Origin of the sequence: Amycolatopsis cihanbeyliensis, assembly GCF_006715045.1 — a bacterium.
GTDB classification, from domain to species: Bacteria; Actinomycetota; Actinomycetes; order Mycobacteriales; family Pseudonocardiaceae; genus Amycolatopsis; species Amycolatopsis cihanbeyliensis.
In genome coordinates, this window is the sequence record NZ_VFML01000001.1 from 2298845 (window position 1) to 2322100 (window position 23256).

Below are 23256 nucleotides of genomic sequence, written 5' to 3' on the forward strand. Positions count from 1 at the left end.
CGACCCCCGGCTTATCCACAGATCTCCCGGACCCACTGCCGCCCCGCGGCCGTACCCGCGAGGCTGGATCCCATGACCATCGTCGCGATCCACCCCACGTCCTCGCCCCGGCGAGCAGCAGGTCGACACCGGCGTACCGGCCGGCGCCGACCGCCGTACCGGCTGCTACCGGTCCTGCTCGTGGTCGCGGCGCTCATCCTGTCCTGCGCCGCGGCGGCCACCGGCCGAGCGGGACCCTCGCCCCCACCGGGCTCCTCCGATGCGCCCGTGTCCTCCGCTCCGGTGGCACCGGCCGACCTGGTCGCGCACTCCGGCTCGCCCACGGCCGCCGGTGCGGCCCCGCGACCCCGCCCCGGCTCCTTGCCGAGCCCGCGCGGCCGGCTGGAGCCCCGGTTCGGCTGGCCGCTCGAGCCCGCGCCGCCGCCGCTGGTCAGGCCGTTCGAGCCGCCCGCGCATCCCTACGGGCCGGGCCACCGGGGCGTGGACCTCGGCGCCGAGCCCGGGCAGCGGGTGCTCGCCGTCGAGCAGGGGTTCGTGGTGTTCGCCGGCCCGGTCGCCGGCCGCGGGGTCGTGTCCATCGACCACGACGGCGGGCTGCGCAGCACCTACGAGCCGCTCGAGCCCACGGTGTCGGCAGGCGATCAGGTGTACGCCGGTCAGGCGATCGGCACGGTGACGGCGGGGCACCCGGAGTGCACCATGACGGCCTGCCTGCACTGGGGTGTCCGCCGGGGCGCGGAGTACCTCAACCCCGTGTACCTGGTCGAACCGGCCGGAGCGCTCCGGCTGAAACCCTGGGCCGGGTGATCGGGATGCCACGTCCGACCGGCTCGGTGCCCCCGATGCTCAGACGCTGGTCTGCTCCATCAGCTTGGCCCGCAACCGCAGTACCGCGCGGGTGTGCAGCTGGCTCACCCGCGACTCGGTCACCCCGAGCACCTTGCCGATCTCCGCCAGGGTCAGGCTTTCGAAGTAGTAGAGGCTGACCACGATCCGGTCCCGCTCGGTGAGCTGCGCGATCGCCTCGGCGAGCTGCCGCCGGTTGTCCTGGTCGACCAGCACCGCGACCGGGTCCACCGCGTCGTCGTCCGGCAGCATGTCGACCACCGACGCGCAGTCCCTGCCCGCCGTGACCAGGTCCTCCAGCGCGACCACGCTGGTCAGTTGCAGCTGGCCGTAGAGGTCCCGCAGGTCGGAGACGGAGATCTCCAGCTCGGTGGCGAGCTCGGCGTCGGTGGGCGTGCGGTGCAGCCGCCCCCCGAGCCGTTCCAGCGCGCGCTCGGCTTCGCGGATCCGGCTGCGCACGGCACGCGGCACCCAGTCCTGGGAACGAAGATCGTCCAGGATGGCGCCGCGGATACGCTGCATGGCGTAGGTCTCGAAACGCAACCCGCGGTCGGGGTCGAACTTCTCGATCGCGTCGACGAGGCCGAAGATGCCGGACTGGATCAGGTCGCCGACATCGACATGGGTCGGCAGCCCGGTGCCGACCCGCCCCGCCACGTACTTGACGAGCGGAGCGTAGTGCAGCACCAGCCGGTCCCTGATGCGCTGCTGCGGGGAGTGGGCGAACTGCTGCCACAGTGCTTGGATGCCCGCCTCGACCTCGCTACCGCCGCTGTTGCCGGAAGTGCCGTCGATGACATCGCTGTCAGCCGGCTTGTCCTGCCCACTGTCCGGTGCGGAGCGCGTGGGCACGGGCTGATCGCCGGTGCTCGGCTCGGTCGTGTCCGGGCGCGACGAGGACGCTGCGGGGCTCGCCAAAGTGCCCCCCAGGTCATCGGGCGCGGGGGTGGGTCCGGTCATGGATCGCCTTCAGCCGCTCGACGGTCACGTGAGTGTAGAGCTGCGTGGTGGCAAGCGTAGCGTGACCGAGTAGTTCCTGAACGCTGCGAAGGTCAGCACCGCCTTCGAGCAGGTGTGTCGCCGCGGAATGCCGCAGCCCGTGTGGTCCGGTCACCGCGCTGCCCGGGACCGTCTCGGCCGCGTCGCGTACCAGCCGACGTACGGTACGCGGATCGAGCCTGCGCCCACGCACCCCGAGAAACAGTGCGCTGACCTCGTCCCGCACCAGTTCCGGCCTGCCCTGTTCGACCCAGGCCCGCACCGCACGTTCGGCGGGCACGCCGAACGGCACGACCCGTTCCTTGTCCCCCTTGCCGATCACCCGGATCACTCGGCGGTCGAACTCCACCTCGTCGAGGTCCAGGCCGCAGAGCTCGGACACCCGCACCCCGGTCGCGTACAGCAACTCGAGCACCGCGTGATCGCGCAGCGCTACCGGGTCGCGTTCCGCCGCGCCGGTGCCGGAATGCCGCATCAGTTCGGTGGCCTGCTCCGGCCGCAGCACCCCGGGCAGGGTTCGTCGCGGTCGCGGCGCGGCCAGCCGCGCACCGGGATCGGTGTCCAGGAAACCCTGCCGCTGCACCCATGCCGTGAACGTGCGCACCGCCGCCGCCCTGCGGGACAAGGTCGTCCGGCTGTGCCCAGAGGCACGCTGCCCGGCCAACCATGCGCGAAGGACACCGATGTCCAGCCCGTCCAGCGCGGCGGCATCCGGCGCGGCACACGCACCATCGGCCGCGCCGTCAACGCCGTGCAGAAACCCGAGCAGGGACACCACGTCGCCCGCGTAGGCGCGGACGGTGTGCTCGGAGAGGTTTCGCTCCAGCTTCAGGTGCCGCTCGTACTCCTCGACAAGGTCGGTGGCGGCCCGCGGCAGGCGTTCGCGGATCCGCGACAGGTCGACGCGGCGTGGTTGCGAGGGCGGCATGTGCGCTGACGCTGCGCTAAACCTGCGCTCCGGTCAAGCATCGCCACGCGACTCCGACCAGGTGGTTGCGTACCGCCCAGCGGGCCAGGCTCTCGGCAGCACATCGGACCCGCCCGATGACTGATCGCTTGTTCACGAGCGTGGACGTGGCCACCGGCAGGCGGGATGGGCGAGCGGCCGAGGCCCGTGCGACGGCCACGACCTCGGCCACCGAATCCGGCGCCGCCTGCCGACGTCACCTCGCGGTAGTCGCCCAGGCCTGGGACGGCGGGCATCGACGAACCGCGCCGGAGCCGTGCTCCGCGACGAGCGGCGTCGTCACAGGGCCGTCCGATCCGTCGAGCGAGGGTCGTGCACGGCGGTGCCGCTGTGGAGAATCCCCGCCATGGCCCGGTCACGCCACGGTCCGGTCGAGTCGTAGAGGTCCTCGGCGGTGTCCGCGGTGGAGATCAGCACCCCGGCGGTGTTCCGCCGCGACCTTCCCAGGGTGACTCCGTCCGCCGGATGAAGAACGTCGGCCACAGGCTCTCGCGGGCTGACGAGTTCGGGCAACTGATCCACATGTGGTTGCGGGCAGCGGCGGCTGCCATCACCGCAGGTATGGTGACACCGGGGTAGGTGAAGGTCGGCGCCCGGTTGAAAGGCTCGAACTCGGAACCCATGGCAGCACTGATCATCTCGACACGCTCCGGGGACACATTCGCGACGTGGAACGAGTGGAACATCAGCCGCACACCGCTTTCGCGTACTCGCGGTACAGCTCAGGGAAACGGTAGTCGTAGCAGATCAGAGCACCGCGGCGAAGGCCGTTGAGATCCCATGTGCTGAGGTGGTCTCCGGGGCTGTAGTGCGCGAAGTCGCCGACACACTCATCCTGCTTGCCGCCACAGAAACGCTTGTCGTAACGCTCGACGAGGCAGCCGGCTTCGTCGATGACATACAGGCTGTGATGAGGCTTGTTCCCCGCGCCAAGCTCATGCGCCGAGCCGAGGACCACCCAGATCCGCGATTCGCGAGCCACCTCGAGGACACGGCGAGTGGCCGAGCGCAGACCGGCCCAGTCGAATTCCGCGAAGCTGTCGAAATCGACTCCGGCGTATCCCAATAACGCTCCTTCCGGGAAGTGAACGACATCCGCGTCCCGATCCTTGGCCACCCGCACCTGACGAGCGACATAGCCGAGGTTGCGCCGGATATCCGCGCTGACCGGAATTGGCAGGTAGCCACCCTGACGACCGTCATGCCACCCATGATCCGCAGGTAGCCTCCGGTGAGGAACGGGAAATCACCTCGAGCGGAGGATTCGGCTCCGCCGACCGCGCCCGCTGTGCCGGTGCGGGGCGTGCCCCGGAGGAGCTCGTGGGATGGGCGACCGCTCGAGCGCGGGCGACACAGACGTTCCCGCTCCCCGGCGAGGTCGCCACGTGGACGGCCGTGCCGCGCACCGACGGTACGGGAATCGCCGAACCGGATACATATGCAGCCAACACGCGGACATGAGCAGCAAACCCGCGGACATGAGCAGCAAACCCGCGGACGTGGACAGCAAACCCGCGGACATGAGCAGCAAACCCGCGGACGTGGACGGCCAACTCGCGGACATGAGCAGCAAACCCGCGGACGTGGACGGCCAACTCGCGGACGTGGACGGCAAACTCGCGCGTCGCCGGGCGGCGCGGGTCCGCGAGCGGCCAGCGCACCGGCCGCCGGTCATCGGTCTCGGCACGGCGGGCAGGCTTCGGGCGCTGCTCGGATGGGGTGCGGGCGGCCCGGGACGTCCTGGGTGGCGGGGCGGGGTCATGGTGCGCGCCCCGCTTCTCGGGCGCGGCGCCAGCCGCTCTCGCAGCGCGCACTCAGGCCGTCCAGCTCCAACGCGGGCAGGATGGCCCGGACACGTGCCACCGGCACGCCGGACTCGGTGGCGATGCGCTCGGGGGACTTGCCCTTGCGGGTGCCGAGGGTCTCGTGCACCCGCAGCGCCTGGGGACCGAGCCCGTCGGTCGACCGGCGCGGGTGGTCGACCTCCGGCCGCAGGTCGGTGCCGATGCTGCCGACCGTGTCCAGCACGTCGGCCACCGAGGCGACCAGGGTCGCCTCCCCGCCGCGGATCAGCTGGTGGCAACCGACCGAGGTCGCGGAACCCACCGGACCGGGTACCGCCATCACCACCTTGCCGAGCGCGCCGGCGGTGGCCGCGGTGTTCCTGGCGCCACTACGCGCGCCCGCCTCGACCACCACGCTGCCCGCGGTCAACGCCGCGATCAGCCGGTTACGGACCAGGAAGCGGTGCCGCGCGGGTGGGGTACCCGGCGGGTACTCGCTGAGCACCAGCCCGTGCTCGGCGATGCGGTTACACAGGCCGATGTGGCCGGCGGGGTAGCCGGCGTCCAGTGCGCATCCGAGTACCGCCACGGTCGCCCCGCCTCCGGCCAGCGCGCCGCGATGGGCCGCGCCGTCCACGCCGTAGGCCGCTCCGGAGAACACCGTCATGCCGCGCTCGGCCAGTCCGTAGCCGAACTCGGCGCTGGTGTGCTCCCCGTATCCGGTGGCGGCACGGGCCCCGACAACCGCGACCGCCCGATCGGTCACCCGGTCCAGCGTGGCGTTGCCGCGCGCCCACAGGGCCAGCGGCGTGGCCACGTCCCGCACCCCGCGCCCGGTCGCCACCTCGAGGCACAGCAACGGCCACGCGGGCCACTCCTCGTCCTCCGGGATGATCAGCCGGGCCCCGGCCCGGGCGGCCGCGGCGAGGTCCTCGGCCGCCAGCACCAGCTCCCGGCGGGCGGAGGTCTCCCGCGCCACGGCCTCCGGCACCCGCTGCTCGCGCACCCGCTCCGCGGCTGCCACCGGCCCGTGCTCGGCGACGAACGCGGCCAGCGCGGGAGCGGGCGGTTCGGCGACCCGGAGTAGGTAAGCCCTGGCGCACCGCGGGCTGTCCGGCCGGTCCGCGTCGTATCCGGGTCTCACGCCGCCCTCCGATCGCGGAACTCCAGTGCGCTCGCCACGTGATCGGCGTCCGGCCGCTCGGTGCCGGCCAGGTCGCTGAGCGTCCAGGCGATGCGCAGGCAGCGGTCGGCTCCCCGGGCGGTGACCGAGCCCCGGCGCAACCCGGTGTCCAGCAGCGCCGTCGCGCTCGCGGGCAGGGCGTACTCGCGGCGCAGCACGGGCCCGGGAACCTCGGCGTTGGTCCGCCACCCGTGGTCCGACCAGCGCAGCGCGGCGCGCTCCCTGGCCCGCAGCACCCGGGCACGCACCTGCTCGGTCGGTTCCGGCTCGCCGCATTCCCGCCCGTTCATCGCCGTGATGGGCCGCATCCGCACCCGTAGGTCCACCCGGTCCAGCAGCGGCCCGGACAGCCGACCGAGGTAACGCCTGCGGGCCGAGGGCGAGCAGCTACAGTCCGCCTCCCGCGGCGGCGCGCAGGGACACGGGTTGGTCGCCAGCACCAACTGGAAGCGCGCGGGGAAGGACACCGAGCCCCGCTGCCGGGAGATCCGCACCTCACCGTCCTCCACGGCGGTGCGCAGGCTGTCCAGCAGCTTCGGCCCGAACTCGCAGGCCTCGTCGAGGAACAGCACGCCGAGATGGGCCTGGCTGATCGCGCCGGGGGACGCCAGGCCGCTGCCGCCGCCGACCAGTGCCGCCGGTGTGATCGAGTGGTGCGGCGCCACGAAGGGCGGTACCCGCACCAGCGGGGACGAGGGCGACAGCGAGCCGTGCACCGAATGCACCGCCGTGACCTCCAGCGAGTCCTCCCCGGCCAGCCGGGGCAACAGGCCGGGCAGCCTGCGGGCCAGCATCGTCTTACCGACCCCTGGTGGCCCGCTGAGCAGCAGGTGGTGGCCGCCCGCCGCGGCGACCTCCAGCGCCCACCTGGCTTCCGGCTGGCCGAGGACATCGACCAGGTCGGGCACCCCGGCGGCCACATCCTCCGCAGGCGGCTCGGCGGTGAGGAGTTCCTGCTCGCCACGCAGCCAGCCGAGCACCTCCGCCAGCCGGGCGGCACCACCGACCCGCACGCCGTCCACCAGCACCGCCTCGAACAGTGACTCGGCGGGTACCACGGCCCTGGTCAGCCCCGCCCTGCGCGCGGCGAGCAGGGCGGGCAGCACGCCGCGCACCGGCCGGATCCGGCCGTCCAGCGCGAGTTCGCCGAGCAGCACGGTGCCCGGCAGCCTGGTCGCCGGTACCTTGCCCGCGGCCGCCAGCACCGCGACCGCGATACCGAGGTCGTAGCCCGAGCCCACTTTCGGCAGGTTCGCCGGGGACAGTCCGAGGGTGACCGGCTGATCCGGCCAGCCGCCCACGGTGTTACGAACGGCGGCACGCACCCGTTCCTTCGCCTCGCGTAGCCCCGGATCCGGCAGTCCGACCAGGGTCGTCCTCGGCAGGCCCGCACCGATATCGGCCTCGATCTCCACCGGCCGGCCGTCGATCCCGAGCAGCCCGATGGCCCACGCTCGCGCCAGTGCCATCAGAACGCCCCCTCGATATGCCGCAGGCGCGGTCGCGTTCCCCGTGCCGATTCAATCGAGATCACGTCGAAGCGCAGCCGGCACCAGCCGAGCCCCTGCGCGCGCAGCCACAACCGGGCGAGCCGCCGGATCCGCCTGCTCTTGGTCCAGGTGACCGACGCCTCCGGAGGCCCGAAGCCCCGGCCGGAGCGGGTCTTGACCTCGCAGACGACCACGATTCGGCCGTCCGTGGCGAGCAAGTCCAGCTCACCCTCCCGGCAGCTCCAGTTCCGCCCCAGCACCGACAACCCGAGGCCGCGTAGGTGGGCGGCGGCCATCCGCTCGCCCCAGCGGCCGAGTTCACGTGGCGAGGGGCGCCGCAGCGCCATATCCGTTCGTGCCGCCGTCCCCAACACGGTCCACCCCCAGTTCCGACTCCCACGGTTACGTCCTTTCGACGCTGCCAGGGCGGTCGGTGCGGGCACCAGCGCCGGACTCACCGGCTGTGGACAACACGGGTGATGTGGATAGTCCCTGGCCCGGAACGGTCAGGGCAGGCGTGATCGTCGGTGGCTCGTGCTAAGGGCGCGCGGCGGTGAGCGGCCATGGCGTGCTGTCGGCACGCGCCGCGTTCGCCTGGTCGACTGTCAGCCGGAGAACGGCCCGTCCTCGGGTAATCGCAGGTCCGGTTTGTCCAGCTCCTCCACGTTGACGTCCTTGAAGGTGATCACTCGGACATGCTTCACGAACCGGGCGGGCCGGTACATGTCCCACACCCAGGCGTCGGACATGCGTACCTCGAAGTAGACCTCGCCGCCCCCGTCCCGCACCTGCACGTCCACGGCGTTGGCCAGGTAGAACCGCCGCTCGGTCTCCACGACGTACGAGAACTGGCTCACGATGTCGCGGTACTCGCGGTACAGCGACAGCTCCATCTCGGTCTCGTACTTCTCGAGATCCTCTGCGCTCATGAAACGCGCGCCCCTCCTCGCGGGTCAGCTTGCCGTTCACCGACGGAACTCCCATTCTCACCCACGCGCTCGTGATCAGCACGTTCCGCCGCGCTCGGTGCCGGGTCGGTCGCCGAACGCAGCAGCGCGGCCGCGCTGAGCTGCACCCGCCGCGGTGGGTACCGGCCATGTGCCGCGGCCGCCCGCGCCACGTTGACATAGGACCACCTGTGCACCTCGCTCGGGCCGTGCTCGGTCAGCGCGGCACTGTGCTCGGCGGTGCTGTATCCCTTATGCACATCGAACCCGTACACCGGGTGCCGCTCGTGCAGCCCCGCCATGATCCGATCCCTGGTCACCTTCGCCAGCACCGAGGCCGCCGCCACGCACGCGACGGCCCGATCCCCCTTGATCACCGGCACACTCGGCGCGGGCAGTCCGGGTACCCCGAAGCCGTCGGTCAGCACGTAACCCGGCCGGGTGGGCAACATGGCGACCGCGCGGCGCATGCCCTCCACGTTGGTCACGTGGATACCGATGGCATCGACCTCCTCCGGGGGGATCACCACCACCGAATGCGCGAGCGCGCGCGCCAGCACCCGCTCGTACACCCGTTCCCTTGCTTCCGGGGTGAGCAGCTTGGAGTCGGTGAGCTCGGTCAGCCGGGCACCGTCACCGGGGCGGAGAACGCAGGCGGCGACCACCAGTGGCCCCGCGCAGGCACCCCGGCCGGCCTCGTCCACACCGGCGACCGGGCCGAGGCCCCGCCGGTCCAGCGCCGACTGCAACCCCCAGGTGGTCTCGCCACGCACCACCGCACGCGGCGGCCGGATCGCGAAACGAGCTGCCGATGGCATCGCCTACTGTCCCCGCTTGGCCGCCCCGCGCACGGCCCCACCAAGCCCGCGGCCACCGGCGACCGCGGGCCAGGCGGCGATCACACCCGCACCGAGCGGGATGCCCGCGCCCCAGGCGGGAGCGCTCAACGCGGACGCCTGCGACGCGGCCTGCTGCGGGTTGTGGTCACTCACCCCGCCCCAGCGCGAGGGCGGCAACACGATGAACCTGGCCTTGCCGATGATGTTGTCCACCGGGACGACGCCACGCACGCCACCGCCACCCTGGTACCGCGAGTCCGAGGAGTTGTTGCGGTTGTCACCCATCACCCAGACCGTACCGTCGGGTACCGTCACCGGACCGAAGTCGATCTGCGTGTTCTCCGCGCCGGGCTCCCAGTGGATGTAGGGCTCGTCCAGCGGAATCCCGTCGACCGTCACCCGGTTCTGCGCGTCACAGCACTCCACGGTCTGCCCGCCGGTGGCGATGATGCGCTTGACGAAGTCCTTCTCGTCCGGCGGCGCGAGGCCGAACACCGAGCCGATACTGCGGAAGAAGCGCACCACGCCGTTGCTGGACTCCTGCGTGGGCAGGTCGTTCTCGGTCCAGGCCTCCGGGCCCTTGAACACCACGACCTCGCCGGGCTCCGGGTCACTGAAGTCGTAGACGAGCTTGTCGACCAGGATCCGGTCCGGCGTGCAGCCGGGGCAGCCGTGCAGCGTCTCCTCCATCGACCCGGACGGGATCATGTACACCCGGGCGATGAACTGCTGGATCAGGAACGCGAAGACGAGCGCCACAACGATGAGGATCGGCAGCTCTTTCCAGAAGGAACGCTGCTTGCGCTGTTTGCGTGACTTACGCCGCCGGTGAGCCCCGTGGGTCTCGGACGACGTGCCGTCGTCGTCCTCGGGGCGCTCCGGCTCATCCTCAGCGGCGTTTGAAGGCACAGGCTCGACCACGTCGCCAGGCTACGTGATTCGGCTCAACAGCTCAGGACGCCGAGGTGCTCGCCTTTGCGGCGCTGCTGGAGCGCCGCTCCTTGATCTTGGCGGCCTTGCCGCGCAGCTTGCGCAGGTAGTAGAGCTTCGCGCGGCGGACGTCACCACGCATGTGCACCTCGATCTTGGCGATGTTCGGGGAGTGCACCGGGAAGGTGCGCTCGACGCCGACGCCGAAGGACACCTTCCGCACGGTGAACGTCTCGCGGATGCCGTCGCCCTGGCGGCGGATCACAGCGCCCTGGAAGACCTGGTTGCGCTCGCGGTTGCCCTCGATAACGCGGACGTGCACCTTCAGCGTGTCGCCCGGACGGAAGTCCGGGATGTCGGAACGCAGCGACTGAGCGTCCAGGGCGTCCAGGGTGTTCATCGGGGATCCGTCCTCGTCCTTGGTCTGGCCTACGTACATCCGGGCAGGCGCTCGCCGCGCGACAATGTTCGGCGACGGGTCGGCCCAGGAGGTTCATGCGGACGCGGTCGTGTCGCCGCGCCATCCGGTCAAGTATTGCAAACCTGGTCGGCGCCCCCGGCAGCGGGTCAGGGCTCGTCGCCTTCGCACCGCTCCAGCACCGCGCGGTCGTGCGCGTCCAGGCTGCCCTCCGGCAGGGCACGGATCAGGTCGGGACGGCGCCGCGCCGTGCGCTCCAACGCCTGGTCCCGGCGCCACCGGTCGATCAGGGCGTGGTTGCCGGACCGCAGCACCTCCGGCACGGCGAGCCCGCGCCAGGTCTCCGGGCGGGTGTAGCTCGGCCCTTCGAGCAGCCCACCGGAGAAGGAGTCCTGCTCCGCGGACACCGGGTTGCCGAGCACGCCGGGTAGCAGCCGAGCCACCGCCTCGACGATCACCAGCACGGCGGACTCCCCGCCGACCAGCACGTAATCCCCGATGGACACCTCGTCCACCGGCATCCGGCCGGCCGCGTCCTCGATCACCCGCTGGTCGATGCCCTCGTACCGGCCGCAGGCGAACACCAGGTGCCGCTCGGCGGCGTACTCCCGCGCGAGGGCCTGGGTGAACGGCCTGCCGGCCGGGGTCGGCACCACGAGCCTGCCGCCCTCGGCGCAGACGTCGTCCAGCGCGGGCCCCCAGATCTGCGGCTTCATCACCATGCCGGGACCGCCACCGTAGGGTGCGTCGTCCACCGCGCGGTGCACGTCGTGCGTCCAGTCCCGCAGGTCGTGCACGTCGACCTCGAGCAGGCCGCGATCGATGGCCCGGCCGAGCAGAGCCGCCCGCAGGGGCTCCAGGTACTCCGGGAAGATGGTGACGACGTCGATCCGCATGAGCTACTCGAGCAGGCCTTCCGGGGGATCGAGCACGACCCGGCCCGCCACCGGGTCGACCTCGGGCACGATCGCGCGGACGAACGGCACCAGCGTCACGGCGCCGTCCTTGCCGTCCCGCTCCACCGCGAGCAACTCGCCCGCCGGTGAGTGCACCACCTCACGCACGGTCCCGACCGTGCTGCCGTCGGTGAGCTCGACCCGCAGCCCCTCCAGCTGGTGGTCGTAGAACTCGTCCGGGTCCTCGATCGGGGGCAGCTCGGCCGTGTCGGCGAACAGCAGCAGGCCACGCAGCGCGTCCGCCCGCTCCCGACCGGGGACCTCGGCGAAACGCACCAAAAGCCGCCCGCCGGTCTGCTGGCGGGCGGCTGTCACGGTGAGCTGCCGGCTTTCCCCTCCCCGGGAACGTGCGGTCAGCACCGAGTCCGGTGCGAACCGCAGTTCCGGGGAGTCGGTGCGCACCTCGACGGTGAGCTCGCCGCGCACCCCGTGCGCCTTGGCGATGCGGCCGACAACGACCTCCATCGGCGGTGCCGGGCTAGCGATCGGTGTCGATGACGTCGACCCGGACGCCCCGACCGCCGATCCCGCCCATAACGGTGCGCAGCGCGGTCGCGGTCCGACCGCCCCTTCCGATCACCTTGCCGAGATCGTCCGGATGGACGTGCACCTCAAGGGTGCGACCACGCCGGGTGGTGATCAGCTCCACCCGCACCTCGTCGGGATTGTCGACGATGCCGCGCACCAGATGCTCGAGGGAGTCGGCGAGGAAGCTCACGCCTCCGCCTTCTCGCTCTCGGCCGGCTCGGCGGCATCGGCCTGCTCGGCCTTGTCGGACTTCTCCGACTTGTCGGCCTTCCTGCCGCCGCCCTTCTTCTTGGGCGTGGTGGCCTCGGTGGTGGGCTCCTCACCGGCCGCGGCGAGCGCGGCGTTGAACAGATCCTGCTTCGTCGGCTTCGGCTCGGGCGCCTTGAGGGTGCCCTCCGCGCCCGGCAGACCCTTGAACGTCTGCCAGTCCCCGGTGATCTCCAGGAGGCGCTGCACCGGCTCGGTGGGCTGCGCGCCGACCTTCAGCCAGTGCTGCGCCCGCTCCGAGTTGACCTCGATGAAGCTCGGCTCTTCCTTCGGGTGGTACTTGCCGATCGTCTCGATGGCCTTGCCATCCCGCCGGGTACGCGCGTCGGCGACGATGATGCGGTAGTACGGCGCGCGGATCTTGCCGAGGCGCTGCAGCTTGATCTTGACGGCCACGGGTGTGGGTACTCCTTGCGTTCTCTCGGTGCTCGAGGCCACACGATCCGAGTGGGGAAACGGACATGGGCGCCCAGGTCATGGTGTCGCTCCCGGCACGGTGAGAGGGCCCGTCCGGAGCAGGCAGTCGACTATTCTGCCAGACGCGGGGCCGCGCGGTGCGCGACCCCTGCCCAGTCACAGCGCGACGACGCCGAGCGCGGTCAGCAGGATGGCGAGCGCGGGCAGGAAGTTGTTCACCTGGTGCGCGATGATGCTGCCGAGCAGCCGGCCCGTCACCAGCCGGGCCAACCCGATCGGCACCGCGATGACCAGCAGTAACGTGGTGCGCAGGGGCTCGAGGTGACTGGCGGCGAACACGCCGGTGGAGAGCAGGAACGCGGCGATCCGGCCGGTCCTCTCCTTGCCCCAGCTCAGCCGCTCCACGGCGCCCCAGAGCAGGCCGCGGTAGATGATCTCCTCGCAGATCGGCCCGAGCAGCCACAGGTAGAGGAACATCACCACCGCGGCCGTCACCGACATCGGCTGGTCCTCGATCAGAGCGCTGATCGCCGAGGTGGCGTTCTCCTCGCCAACCGCCTGGGTCCAGACGAAGGCGCCCACCGTGGTGCACACCACGCCGAGCATGCCGAACCGCAGGCCGGTGCGGACGTCGTCCCATCGCCAGGACAACCGCAGGTCCAGCAGCGGGCCGTTCCCGCGCACCCTGGTGATCAGCAGTGCGGTCGCGGCGGCGATCAGGGTGGGGGTCATGGTGCCGATCAGCACGTCGCGCACCGGCACCGACTCGCCGGTGCGTGCCCCGCTCAGCAGCACGCCCACGAAGGCGGCCGAGGCCAGCAGCACGGCTTCGACGAGAAGGAAAGCGCCGAAACCCCAGCGATGCGGCGAAGTCTCCCCCGCACTGCGCACAGCGTCGTTCTCCGAATTCTCCGGGTTTGCCGGTTCGGGGCCGGGGACCGGTTCCCTTGACTGCGAGAAGGTCACACCGATCCTCCGAGGGGTACGAGCGGGGACGGCGCCGAGCCTAATGGCCGGCGACGGCCGGTCAGGAAGCGGCGACCAGCAGGACCGCGGGCGGCAGGTTGTTCGCCGCATGGGCGACGAGACTCGCACCCGTCCGCCCGGTGATCAGCCGGGCCGCGCCGATCGCCACCCCCTGTCCGAGCAGGGCGACGGTACGGTGCGACTCGCCGTGCAGCAAGGCGAACACCAGCGCGGTCAGCAGCAGGATCACCCACGCGGGGACGCGGTGATGCCGCAGTGCCTTCCACAGCGCGCCGCGCAGCAGCAGTTCCTCGGTCAGCGGTGCGAGCAGCACGACGATCGCCGCGGTCACCAGCAGCCAGACGGTCGTGCCACCGAGGCCCTCGGACACCTCGCTGAGCGGGTCCTCCCATGCCCGCCCGCTGCCGTAGACGGCGATCAGCAGCAGGTTCAACACGTACCCGGTGAGCAGGGCGAAGCCGCCACAGGCGAGGCCGACCTTGAGGTCCCGCACGTCCGGCAGCAGGCCGAACTCGGCACGCAGCCCGCGGCCGCGAAGCCAGGAACCCAGCGCGGGGCCGAGGCCCAGGGCCAGGTTCGGCAGGAACACCACCAGGATCACCGGGCCGATCTCGGGCACGTCCAGCATGTTCGTGCCGGTGAACCCGCCGACCAGCACGGCGGCCAGGACCAGCGAGGTCAGGTAGTAGCCGCCGACTCCGGTGAAGAACGCGAGAAAACCCCAATGGGCTCCCAGAACCATGCCGTCCCGAACGGCAGGTGGATCGCCCTGGTCGTGCTCCTGATCCACCACGCCTCCCAATCAGCCGAGCGTAACGGGCAACCGCGCATGGTGGCTCCCCGCGATCGGGTGATACCGGACCGTGCCCGGCACCGTACCGCTCTGCTACGAGTGCCCGGTTCCGCGCACCCTCAACCGACGACCCGGCCGCGGAGGATGACCGCCTTGGGGCGGCGGAGGGCCGCGAGGTTCTCCCGGGGATCCTCGTCGAGAACCAGGAGGTCGGCCGGTGCGCCCGCGGTGAGGGAAGGGTGGCCCAGCCACTCGCGCGCGGCCCAGGAGGCGGCGCCGAGGGCCTGCTCGGCGGTGAGCCCGGCACGGTGCAGGGCCTCGATCTCGTCCACCACCCTGCCGTGCGCGACCAGGCCGCCCGCGTCGCTGCCCGCGTAGATCGGCACCCCCGCCGCGTGCGCCGCGGCCACCGTGTCCCGCGCACCGGCGTGCAGCGCCCGCATATGCGCCGCGTAGCTCGGGTACTTACCCGCCTGGTCGGCGATGTCGGGGAAGTTCTCCAGCACGTTGACCAAGGTCGGGACCAGCGCGACGCCCCGGCGCGCCAGCTCCGCGATCAGGTCCTCGCCGAGGCCGGTGCCGTGCTCGAGGCAGTCGATCCCGGCGCCGACCAAGCCGGGCAGCGCCTCCTCACCGAACACGTGCGCGGTCACCCGCGCCCCGGCCTCGTGCGCCACCTTCACCGCCTCGGCCAGTACCTCGTCCGGCCACAGCGGGGCGAGGTCACCCACCGAGCGGTCGATCCAGTCCCCGACGAGCTTCACCCAGCCGTCGCCGTCGGCCGCCTGCTCGGCCACCGCCTCGGGCAACTGGTCGGGATGCTCCAGGTCGAGCCCGAGGCCGGGGATGTAGCGCTTGGGCAGCGAGAGGTGCCGGCCACAGCGGATGATCCGCGGCAGGTCCGCACGCTGCTGCAGGGGCCGGTTGTCCATCGGCACCCCGCAGTCGCGGATGAGCAGGGTTCCGGCGTCCCGGTCGGTGCGGGCCTGCTCCTCGGCCTCGGCCACGGACACCGCACCCCCGGCGCCGAGGCCGGGATGGCAGTGCGCGTCGACCAGGCCCGGCACCAGGAAGCCGTCCCGCACCAGGGTCTCGGCATCCTCGGTGCGCTCGAAGCCGATCCGGCCCTCGCTGATCCACACATCCCGCTGCCGCCCCTCCGGCAGCACCACTCCGTGCAGATGCACCACGGGCTACTTGTTCTTCGGCAGGTTGATCTTGGAAGGGTCGAATCCGGGCGGCAGGTCGTTCAGTCCGCCGCCGAGCTGGGACAGGTCCGGCATCCCGCCACCCTGCGCGCCGCCCTGCGGCAGCCCGGGCATCCCGCCGGGGAAGCCGCCACGCACCTTCGGCTGGGTGGGGCCGCGCCCCTTGCCCTTCTTGCCTTTCTTGCCCTTGCGGTTCTTCTTGCCGCCACCGGGCCCGCCGCCGAAGCCGAACCGGCCCGCCATCTGCTGCATCATCTTCTTGGCCTCGAAGAACCGGTTCACCAGGTCGTTGACCTCGCGCACCGCCACGCCCGAGCCACGCGCGATCCGCTGCCGGCGGGAGGCGTTGATCATCTTCGGGTCGGCCCGCTCGGCGGGGGTCATCCCGCGGATGATCGCCTGCAGCCGGTCCAGGTGGTTGTCGTCCACCCCGGCCAGCTGGTCCTTCATCTGACCGGCCCCGGGCAGCATGCCCAGCAGGTTGCCGATCGGACCCATCTTGCGCACGGCGAGCATCTGGTCGAGGAAGTCCTCCAGGGTCATCTCGCCGGTGCCCAGCTTGGCCGCGGCCTGCTCCGCCTTCTCCTGGTCGAAGGCCTGCTCAGCCTGCTCGATCAGGGTGAGCATGTCGCCCATGCCGAGGATCCGGCCTGCCATCCGGTCGGGGTGGAAGGCGTCGAAGTCCTCCAGCTTCTCCCCGTTGGAGGCGAACAGGATCGGCTGCCCGGTGACCTGGCGCACGGACAGCGCGGCACCACCACGGGCGTCGCCGTCCAGCTTGGTCAGCACCACACCGGTGAACCCGACGCCGTCCCGGAAGGCCTCGGCCGTGGTCACCGCGTCCTGCCCGATCATCGCGTCGACCACGAACAGGGTCTCGTCCGGCTGCACGGCGTCCCGGATGTCGGCGGCCTGCCGCATCAGTTCCTCGTCCACACCGAGGCGGCCCGCGGTGTCCACGACCACCACGTCGTGCTGGGCGCGGCGGGACTCGTCGATGGCCCTGCGCGCGACGTCCACCGGATCGCCGACCCCGTTGCCCGGTTCCGGCGCGAAGGTCGGCACCCCGGCGCGCTCGCCGACCACCTGGAGCTGGGTCACCGCGTTCGGCCGCTGCAGGTCACAGGCGACCAGCAGCGGGGTGTGGCCCTGCTTCTTCAGCCACGTCGCCAGCTTGCCAGCCAGCGTGGTCTTACCGGAGCCCTGCAGACCGGCGAGCATGATCACCGTCGGCGGGGTCTTGGCCAGGTTGAGCCTGCGGGTCTCCCCGCCGAGAATCGCGACGAGCTCCTCGTTCACGATCTTGACGACCTGCTGGGCCGGGTTCAGCGCCGCGGAGACCTCGGCCCCCTTGGCGCGCTGCTTGATCTGTGCGATGAATTCGCGCACCACGGGCAGCGCGACGTCGGCTTCCAGCAGTGCGATGCGGATCTCGCGTGCGGTCGCGTCGATGTCGGCGTCGGAGAGCTTCCCCTTGCCGCGCAGGTTCTGCAGGACCGACGTGAGCCGATCGGAGAGGGTGTCGAACACGGGCGTGCACGCTCCAGCGGGTCGTCGTTTAGCTGGTGTCCAATTCCACAGTCGGGCTATTCAGGCCCGTACCCTGCCTCACCAGAGCTGCGACCTGCAACGACCCCCCGCCCGTCGCCCACCACCACCCACACGGTGGCGCTGCGCGCCGCGGTGACCATGGGCCTGGCGGCCCGCGGTCGCTGGGTCGTTTCTGAATAGCCGTCCTCGGCCGGAAGTGCCACCGGCCTCCCTCGAGGGTAGTCGCCATTGTCCCGGGGTGACCGCGGTGGCGGGTGACCGGGATCCGCCCGGCCGGTCCGCTCCCTCTTCAGACCGGCCGGGCGGCCGAGCCTCGCGAGCGACCCACGGAGCAGGACCGCCGCCAGACCCCCAGCACCTGGCGGATGTCTCGCCTTCGCGAGCGCCATCAACGCGATGGCATCAGCCTGCCGGGTACGGGGGGTGTACAGGCAGCGTGAAGACCCCCAAGTAGAGCTACGTATTCCTACTCAACGTCCGGTCCGGGTCTTACCTAGCGGGTGGAGTCGGCGACGGTGCGGGACTTCTTCGCGGCCCGCTTCGACGAGGACCTGGCCCGCGCGGCCTTCTCGGCGGCCGCCTTCGCGTTCGCCACCGCCTCGTGGCTGCGCTGCAACGCGGCCAGCAGCTCGGTCACGCCCTCGTCCTGGACGGGCTCGGTCGGCTGCACCAGCTCGCTGCCCTCGACCTTGGCCTGGATCAGCGCGTCCAGCGCCTCCTGGTAGGAGTCGGTGTACTGGCCGGGCTCGAAGTCGCCCGCCAGCCCGTCGATCAGCTCGACAGCCTCGCGCAGTTCCGGCAGGCGCAGGTCGACATCCTCGTGCAGGAAGGGGAAGTCGGCGGTGCGCACCTCGTCCGGCCAGTACATCGTCTCGAGTATGAGCACCTGGTCGCGCACCCGCAGGGTGGCCAGCGTTTCCCGTTGCCGCAGCGCGACCTTCACCACGGCCACCTTGCCCGACTGCTGCAGTGCCTCGCTGAACAGCACGTAGGGCTTGGTTCCGGTCACCTCCGGCTCGAGGAAGTAGCTGCGCGCGTAGTAGACCGGGTCGATCTGCTCGACCGGTACGAAGGCGCAGACGTCGATCGACTGGGCGGTCGGCAGCGGTAGCCGGGCGAAGTCCTCGTCGGTGAGCCGCACCACGCTGCCGCCCGGCAGCGTGGTGCCCTTGCCGACCTCGGCGGCCTCCACCTCGGCACCGTCCAGCTCGCATACCCGCTTGTTCCTGATCCGCCCTCCGTCAGCGAGATGGAGTTGGTGCAGACCCGTGCCGTGCTCCTCGGTCGCGGCATATGCCCTGACCGGGATCGCATAGGTCCCGAAACCGATCGTGCCCTTCCACACAGCCCGCATGAGCTACCTCCCCGCAGCGACACAAAATAGTCAGCGTAGTGACGCTGGCGCGGGCGCCGACAGCTACAAACGGGTGTCCTCGTCGTCCGTTCGCAGCAACCTGCCCAGCGGGGTCTCCCCCTCGGCCAGCGCGTCGGCTGAGTACCCGGCGGCCTCGGCCGCCGCGCGCAGTACCGCGGCGAGCGCGTCCTGCTCCGGCGGCCGGGAGTCGTCCCCGTCCCGTACCCGCTCGGCCAGGTGCTCCAGCGCGCCGGAGAGGTGCCGCTGCCCGGCGACCAGAAGCCGGAGCACCTCGGCGAGCTCGGCCACGCTGCCGACGCTGGGGCCCGGCCGCCGCCCGGCCGTACCCGCGGCCAGTTCGGCGGCGCAGGCCTCCAGGTGTGCCGCGACCACGGTGGCGGGAAGAGCCGACGCTGTCTCGGGCATGGCGGACATCCTGCCACCGCCCGCCCGCGGCGCTCGCACGACACCCCGGGCCGCGGCACATCCGGCGCCGGACCCTCGCTCAGCCCGCCGCGGCGAGCACCGCCTTCTCCACCCGGTCCCGCCAGGCCGCGTCCGGCCCGCCGTCCAGGGGAGAGATGGCGAAAGAGTCGACCACGGCCCCGCCGAGCGTGGCGACCTTGGCCCAGTGCACCTCCGCCGCGCAGGCCCGTAGCGCGACGGCCACCCGGTGCAGCAGGCCGATCCGGTCCGGGGCACGCAGCTCGAGCACCACGGTGCTGGCGCCACTGGCCTCCTCGTCGAACCAGAGGACCCTGGGGCAGGCTGGGCCGGCCGGCCCAGCCGGGCGGTAGTCGCGTTCCTTGGCCGCCAACTGCTGGGCGAGACCCAGCCCGCCGGCCACCGCCCTGGCGAACCGCTCGCGCAGCAGGGTCAGATCGGGCAGGGAACCGAACTTGGGCGAGGCGGTGAACACGCCGACGTGCCCGCCGTCGTGGGTGCGCAGCACCGCCTCGTGCACCTCGAGTGAGTGCAGCGCGAGGACACCGGCGGCGGGCGCGAGCAGTTCGGCGCGCGCGGGCACGGCAAGCACCACCGTCGCCACGTTGCCCTCGGAGCTGAGCAGCATCTGCCCCGTGCCGGAACGGACCGCGGTGGCGACCAGCTCGCGCTGGATCTCGTCCACCGGCTCGGGCGGGGTGAATCCGTGGCCTCGCAACAGTCGCCCGCACCGTGCGGTCAGTTCGGCGAGCAGGCCCGCCTTCCACTCGGTCCACACTCCCGGCCCGGTGGCGAGGGAGTCGGCCCTGGTGAGCGCGTGCAGCAGTGCCAGCAGGGCGGCGCTCTCGCTCCCAGCGGCCGCCTCGAGGGTGCCCACCACCCTGCGCACGGTCTCCGGATCGCCGATGTCCCGCCTGGTCGCGGTGTGCGGCAGCAGCAGGTGGTGCCGCACCATCGCGGTCACCAGCTTCGCGTCCACATCGGACAAACCGATTCTGGCGGCGACCTGCGCGGCGATGGCGGCGCCGAGCTCGGAGTGGTCGACCTCGCGTCCCTTGCCGATGTCGTGCAGCAGCGCGCCGAGCAGCAGCAGGTCCGGCCGGGGCACGGTGGTGGTCAGCGTCGCCGCCGCCACGCAGGTGCGCACGAGGTGCCGGTCCACGGTCCAGGAGTGCACCGGTTCCCGGGGCGGCAGGTCGCGCACGGCGCCCCATTCCGGGAACAGCCGCGACCACAGGCCGGTGCGGTCCAGCGCCTCGACGGCGTCCACCATCCCCTCCCCCGCGCCGAGCAGCGCGGTCAGCGCCCGCCGCGCCCCCGGTGGCCAGGGGGTGCGCAGTTCCGGCGCGGAGTCCGCCAGCGTGCGCAGGGTGCCGAGGGCGATCGGCCGTCCCGAGCGGGCCGAGGCCGCGGCGACCCGCAGCAGCAGCACCGGGTCACGGGCGGGCACCGCCCCGCGGGCCAGCGCGACCTCGTTTCCGTGCAGCACCACGCCCTCGTCCAGCGGGGTGCGGCTGGGTCGCCTGCCGAACCGGGACCTCGGTGGCTCCACCGCGGACCGCAACGCGACGTCCACCGCGTAAGCCACGGTGCGCGCGGCCCCGGACAGCTCGCGGGCCAGCGCGAAGCGGTCGGCGAAGTCCAGTGCCGGGGCGACCCTGGCTGCGTCCGGGGCGTCCAGCACGTCCCGGTCCCTGCGCAGTTCCCTGCGCAACTCGGTGCGCACGTCCAGCAACAGTTCCCTGGCGGCGCGCAGCTCCGCGCCGGGCCGGTCGGCCAGCTGCGCCGCGGCGACAGCGTCCAGCAGACCGAGGTCGCGCAGGCCGCCCCTGCCGTGTTTGAGGTCGGGCTCGGCCGACTGGGCGATCTCGCCACTGCGCTCCCATCGGCGCCGCGCCGCGACCGCCCATTCCGGCAGGCGTTTGCGTGCGGTGCGCCGCCACTGGTCCCTCGCCGCGGTGACCAGCCGCGCGGTCAGCTCCGAATCGCCGGCGAGGTGCCGGGCATCCAGCAGGCCGAGCGCGGTACGCAGGTCCTCGGCGGCGACCCGCAGCGCCTCGGCCGGGGTCCGGACGGCGTGGTCCAGCCCCACCTTGGCATCCCACAGCGGGTACCAGAGCGCGTCGGCGAGCTCGCCGACACCGGGATTACCGTTGTGCAGCAACACCAGGTCGAGGTCGGAGCACGGGACGAGCTCCCGCCTGCCGAGCCCGCCGACGGCGACCAGCGCGACACCGGGTTGCGCGGTGTCCACGCCGGCCGCCGTCGCGGCCCTGCTCAGCCAGAACTCGTACAGGTCGACCAGCGCCGCCCGCAGCGCGGCCGCTCCGGGCCTGCCGTGCCGGTGCTTGCCGTCCAGCAGTCGCCCGGTCGCCTCGACCAGCCCCACGGCGTCCTGTCCGCCCCCGTGCCGGGGGCCCACCCCCTGCGCCACGGCCGTACCTACAGCGCGTCGGTGCCGCGCTCGCCGGTACGCACCCTGATCACCGTGTCCACCGGCGTCACCCAGACCTTGCCGTCGCCGATCTTGCCGGTGTGCGCCGCGTTGACGATCGCCTCGATGACCTTCTCCACCGCGGTGTCGTCGGTCACCACCTCGACCCGCAGCTTGGCGACGAAGTCCACGGCGTACTCGGCGCCGCGGTAGACCTCGGTGTGGCCCTTCTGCCGCCCGTAACCCTGCACCTCGCTCACCGTCATGCCGAGCACACCGAGCTGTTCCAGCGCCGAGCGCACGTCGTCGAGGGTGAACGGCTTGACGATCGCCGTGATCAGCTTCATGACTTGGTCTCCTCCAGCTTCTTCGCGGCGCCGGAGACGCCGGCGCCGGACGTGACGCCGCGGCCGCGGGCACCGCCGAACTCGTAGGCCGTCTCGGCGTGCTCCGCCTCGTCGATGCCGACCGTCTCGTCCTCGGTGGACACCCTGGCACCCATCGTGACCTTGATGACCAGGCCGAGCAGAGCGGCGACCACCGCGGAGTAGATCATCACCACCACGGCGCTGATCACCTGCGTACCGAGCACCCCGGCGCCGCCGCCGTAGAACAGCGCGTCGGCACCGTCGGCGTTGACGCTGGTGGTGGCGACGAAACCGAGCAGCACGGTGCCGACGAGACCGCCGACGAGGTGCACGCCGACCACGTCCAGCGAATCGTCGTAGCCGAGGCGGTACTTCAGCCCGACGGCCAGCGCGCACAGGAAGCCCGCGACGGCGCCGATCGCCAGCGCACCCCAGGTGTCCACGAAGGCGCAGGCCGGGGTGATCGCGACCAGGCCCGCCACCACGCCGGAGGCGGCGCCGAGGCTGGTGGCGTGCCCGTCCCTGATCCGCTCCAGCAGCAGCCAGCCGAGCATCGCCGCGCAGGTGGCGGTCAGGGTGTTCACGAAGGCGATGCCGGCGATCCCGTCGGCCGCGTAGGCGGAACCCGCGTTGAACCCGAACCAGCCGAACCACAGCAGGCCGGCGCCGAGCATCACGAACGGCAGGTTGTGTGGCTTCATCGGTTCCCGTGGCCAGCCGACCCGCTTGCCGAGGACCAGCACGAGGCCGAGTGCCGCCGCGCCGGCGTTGATGTGCACCGCGGTACCACCGGCGAAGTCCAGCGCGCCCATCTCGCCGATCCAGCCACCGTCGCCCCACACCCAGTGCGCGACGGGGAAGTAGACCAGGGTCGCCCACAGGCCGCCGAAGACGAGCCAGGAGCTGAACTTCATCCGGTCGGCGACGGCACCGGCGATCAGCGCCACCGTGATGATCGCGAACATCGCCTGGAAGGCCACGTCCACGCTGCCCGCGGTCGGGTCACCCTCCGGGGTCATCAGGCCGCTCAGTCCGACGAAGTCGAACGGGTTGCCCAGCAGGCCGGCGATATCGGTGCCGTAGGCCATCGAGTACCCGTAGAGCATCCACAGCACCCCGACGAGCCCGATCGCGCCGAAACACATCATGAGCATGTTCAGCACGCTCTTGGAGCGCACCATGCCGCCGTAGAAGAACGCCAGTCCCGGGGTCATCAGCAACACCAGGGCGGCGCTGGTGAGCAACCAGGCCGTGTTCCCTTCCACGCTTTCCTCCTTCGAGCCGACTGCTGCGGTTTGCGTAAACGCGATTGGCGCAAAGCATGGGAAAGCCGTGTTGCGCGGAATGACGTCCGTCGTTTCGGCACTGTGAACCAAACCGTCACCGGTGTTACGGGTAGGTTTCTCCGCAGGCCGTCGTTTCGTCCGTTATCGAAACGTCATGGTCGAATACCCAAGGAGAGCGAAAGTAGGCCGACCCGGGCGAGGAGCCTGACCAGCAGGAACAGCCTACTTTTGATCGGATTGGTATCTACCGGCACGGTAGG

25 protein-coding genes are annotated in these 23256 nt (G+C 71.7%); 1 reads left to right on the forward strand and 24 read right to left on the reverse strand.

Annotated elements, in window-relative coordinates; genetic code table 11:
* Window positions 1-72 precede the first annotated feature (72 nt).
* Window positions 73-807 (forward strand): murein hydrolase activator EnvC family protein, encoded by a 735-nt coding sequence (locus tag FB471_RS35915; protein ID WP_141997192.1) that lies wholly within the window; start codon window positions 73-75, stop codon window positions 805-807.
* A gap of 39 nt (window positions 808-846) precedes the next feature.
* On the opposite strand, the gene FB471_RS10095 is transcribed toward FB471_RS35915, so the two are convergent.
* The 24 genes from FB471_RS10095 to FB471_RS10205 form a co-directional block, all read right to left on the reverse strand.
* Window positions 847-1806, reverse strand: coding sequence for a FliA/WhiG family RNA polymerase sigma factor (locus tag FB471_RS10095; protein ID WP_141997194.1), 960 nt, complete (start codon window positions 1804-1806; stop codon window positions 847-849).
* Window positions 1778-2773 carry a tyrosine recombinase XerC gene (locus tag FB471_RS10100; protein ID WP_141997196.1) on the reverse strand — a complete coding sequence of 332 codons (996 nt, stop codon included), beginning with the start codon at window positions 2771-2773 and terminating at the stop codon, window positions 1778-1780. Before FB471_RS10100 ends, FB471_RS10095 begins: the two co-directional genes overlap by 29 nt.
* Window positions 2774-3091: 318 nt before the next feature.
* The gene (locus tag FB471_RS34540) at window positions 3092-3295 is read right to left on the reverse strand and encodes a hypothetical protein (RefSeq protein ID WP_211358005.1); all 204 of its coding nucleotides are present in this window, start codon (window positions 3293-3295) and stop codon (window positions 3092-3094) included.
* A gap of 202 nt (window positions 3296-3497) precedes the next feature.
* Window positions 3498-3992 carry a carbon-nitrogen hydrolase family protein gene (locus FB471_RS34545; protein ID WP_211358215.1) on the reverse strand — a complete coding sequence of 165 codons (495 nt, stop codon included), beginning with the start codon at window positions 3990-3992 and terminating at the stop codon, window positions 3498-3500.
* 578 nt (window positions 3993-4570) lie between these two features.
* Entirely contained in the window at window positions 4571-5740 is a 1170-nt protein-coding gene (gene dprA, locus FB471_RS10110; RefSeq protein WP_141997198.1) for a DNA-processing protein DprA, read from the reverse strand.
* Window positions 5737-7248 (reverse strand): YifB family Mg chelatase-like AAA ATPase, encoded by a 1512-nt coding sequence (locus tag FB471_RS10115; RefSeq protein ID WP_141997200.1) that lies wholly within the window; start codon window positions 7246-7248, stop codon window positions 5737-5739. The genes dprA and FB471_RS10115 overlap by 4 nt, the downstream gene beginning before the upstream one ends.
* The gene (locus FB471_RS10120; RefSeq protein WP_425457050.1) at window positions 7248-7643 is read right to left on the reverse strand and encodes a YraN family protein; all 396 of its coding nucleotides are present in this window, start codon (window positions 7641-7643) and stop codon (window positions 7248-7250) included. Before FB471_RS10120 ends, FB471_RS10115 begins: the two co-directional genes overlap by 1 nt.
* A 231-nt stretch (window positions 7644-7874) precedes the next feature.
* Entirely contained in the window at window positions 7875-8198 is a 324-nt protein-coding gene (locus FB471_RS10125) for a DUF2469 domain-containing protein (protein ID WP_091297407.1), read from the reverse strand.
* Entirely contained in the window at window positions 8195-9034 is an 840-nt protein-coding gene (locus FB471_RS10130) for a ribonuclease HII (RefSeq protein WP_141997203.1), read from the reverse strand. The genes FB471_RS10125 and FB471_RS10130 overlap by 4 nt, the downstream gene beginning before the upstream one ends.
* A gap of 3 nt (window positions 9035-9037) precedes the next feature.
* On the reverse strand, window positions 9038-9964 hold the full coding sequence (lepB, locus tag FB471_RS10135; protein WP_142001718.1) for a signal peptidase I: 927 nt from the start codon (window positions 9962-9964) through the stop codon (window positions 9038-9040).
* A gap of 43 nt (window positions 9965-10007) precedes the next feature.
* On the reverse strand, window positions 10008-10385 hold the full coding sequence (gene rplS, locus FB471_RS10140; protein WP_142001719.1) for a 50S ribosomal protein L19: 378 nt from the start codon (window positions 10383-10385) through the stop codon (window positions 10008-10010).
* 167 nt (window positions 10386-10552) lie between these two features.
* On the reverse strand, window positions 10553-11299 hold the full coding sequence (gene trmD / locus FB471_RS10145; protein ID WP_141997204.1) for a tRNA (guanosine(37)-N1)-methyltransferase TrmD: 747 nt from the start codon (window positions 11297-11299) through the stop codon (window positions 10553-10555).
* A 3-nt stretch (window positions 11300-11302) separates the two neighbouring features.
* The gene (rimM, locus tag FB471_RS10150; RefSeq protein WP_141997206.1) at window positions 11303-11824 is read right to left on the reverse strand and encodes a ribosome maturation factor RimM; all 522 of its coding nucleotides are present in this window, start codon (window positions 11822-11824) and stop codon (window positions 11303-11305) included.
* Between the two features lie 13 nt (window positions 11825-11837).
* Window positions 11838-12077, reverse strand: a complete 240-nt coding sequence (locus FB471_RS10155; RefSeq protein ID WP_141997208.1) for an RNA-binding protein — start codon at window positions 12075-12077, stop codon at window positions 11838-11840.
* A complete protein-coding gene (rpsP, locus tag FB471_RS10160; protein ID WP_141997210.1) occupies window positions 12074-12550 on the reverse strand; it encodes a 30S ribosomal protein S16 in 477 nt (158 codons plus the stop codon). The genes FB471_RS10155 and rpsP overlap by 4 nt, the downstream gene beginning before the upstream one ends.
* A 177-nt stretch (window positions 12551-12727) precedes the next feature.
* Window positions 12728-13537, reverse strand: coding sequence for a CPBP family intramembrane glutamic endopeptidase (locus FB471_RS10165; RefSeq protein ID WP_141997212.1), 810 nt, complete (start codon window positions 13535-13537; stop codon window positions 12728-12730).
* Between the two features lie 61 nt (window positions 13538-13598).
* Window positions 13599-14300: a CPBP family intramembrane glutamic endopeptidase gene (locus FB471_RS10170; RefSeq protein ID WP_142001720.1), complete on the reverse strand. Its 702-nt coding sequence runs from the start codon at window positions 14298-14300 to the stop codon at window positions 13599-13601.
* A 170-nt stretch (window positions 14301-14470) separates the two neighbouring features.
* Entirely contained in the window at window positions 14471-15541 is a 1071-nt protein-coding gene (locus tag FB471_RS10175; protein ID WP_170220768.1) for an amidohydrolase family protein, read from the reverse strand.
* Between the two features lie 3 nt (window positions 15542-15544).
* The gene (ffh, locus tag FB471_RS10180) at window positions 15545-17089 is read right to left on the reverse strand and encodes a signal recognition particle protein (RefSeq protein ID WP_141997216.1); all 1545 of its coding nucleotides are present in this window, start codon (window positions 17087-17089) and stop codon (window positions 15545-15547) included.
* A 514-nt stretch (window positions 17090-17603) separates the two neighbouring features.
* Window positions 17604-18464 carry a non-homologous end joining protein Ku gene (gene ku / locus FB471_RS10185; RefSeq protein ID WP_141997218.1) on the reverse strand — a complete coding sequence of 287 codons (861 nt, stop codon included), beginning with the start codon at window positions 18462-18464 and terminating at the stop codon, window positions 17604-17606.
* 63 nt (window positions 18465-18527) lie between these two features.
* Entirely contained in the window at window positions 18528-18890 is a 363-nt protein-coding gene (locus FB471_RS10190) for a hypothetical protein (RefSeq protein WP_141997220.1), read from the reverse strand.
* 79 nt (window positions 18891-18969) lie between these two features.
* Window positions 18970-21342, reverse strand: coding sequence for a [protein-PII] uridylyltransferase (locus FB471_RS10195; RefSeq protein WP_246076333.1), 2373 nt, complete (start codon window positions 21340-21342; stop codon window positions 18970-18972).
* Window positions 21343-21350: 8 nt separating this feature from the next.
* Entirely contained in the window at window positions 21351-21689 is a 339-nt protein-coding gene (locus FB471_RS10200; RefSeq protein ID WP_141997222.1) for a P-II family nitrogen regulator, read from the reverse strand.
* Window positions 21686-22975, reverse strand: coding sequence for an ammonium transporter (locus FB471_RS10205; protein WP_141997224.1), 1290 nt, complete (start codon window positions 22973-22975; stop codon window positions 21686-21688). Before FB471_RS10205 ends, FB471_RS10200 begins: the two co-directional genes overlap by 4 nt.
* Window positions 22976-23256: the final 281 nt, after the last annotated feature.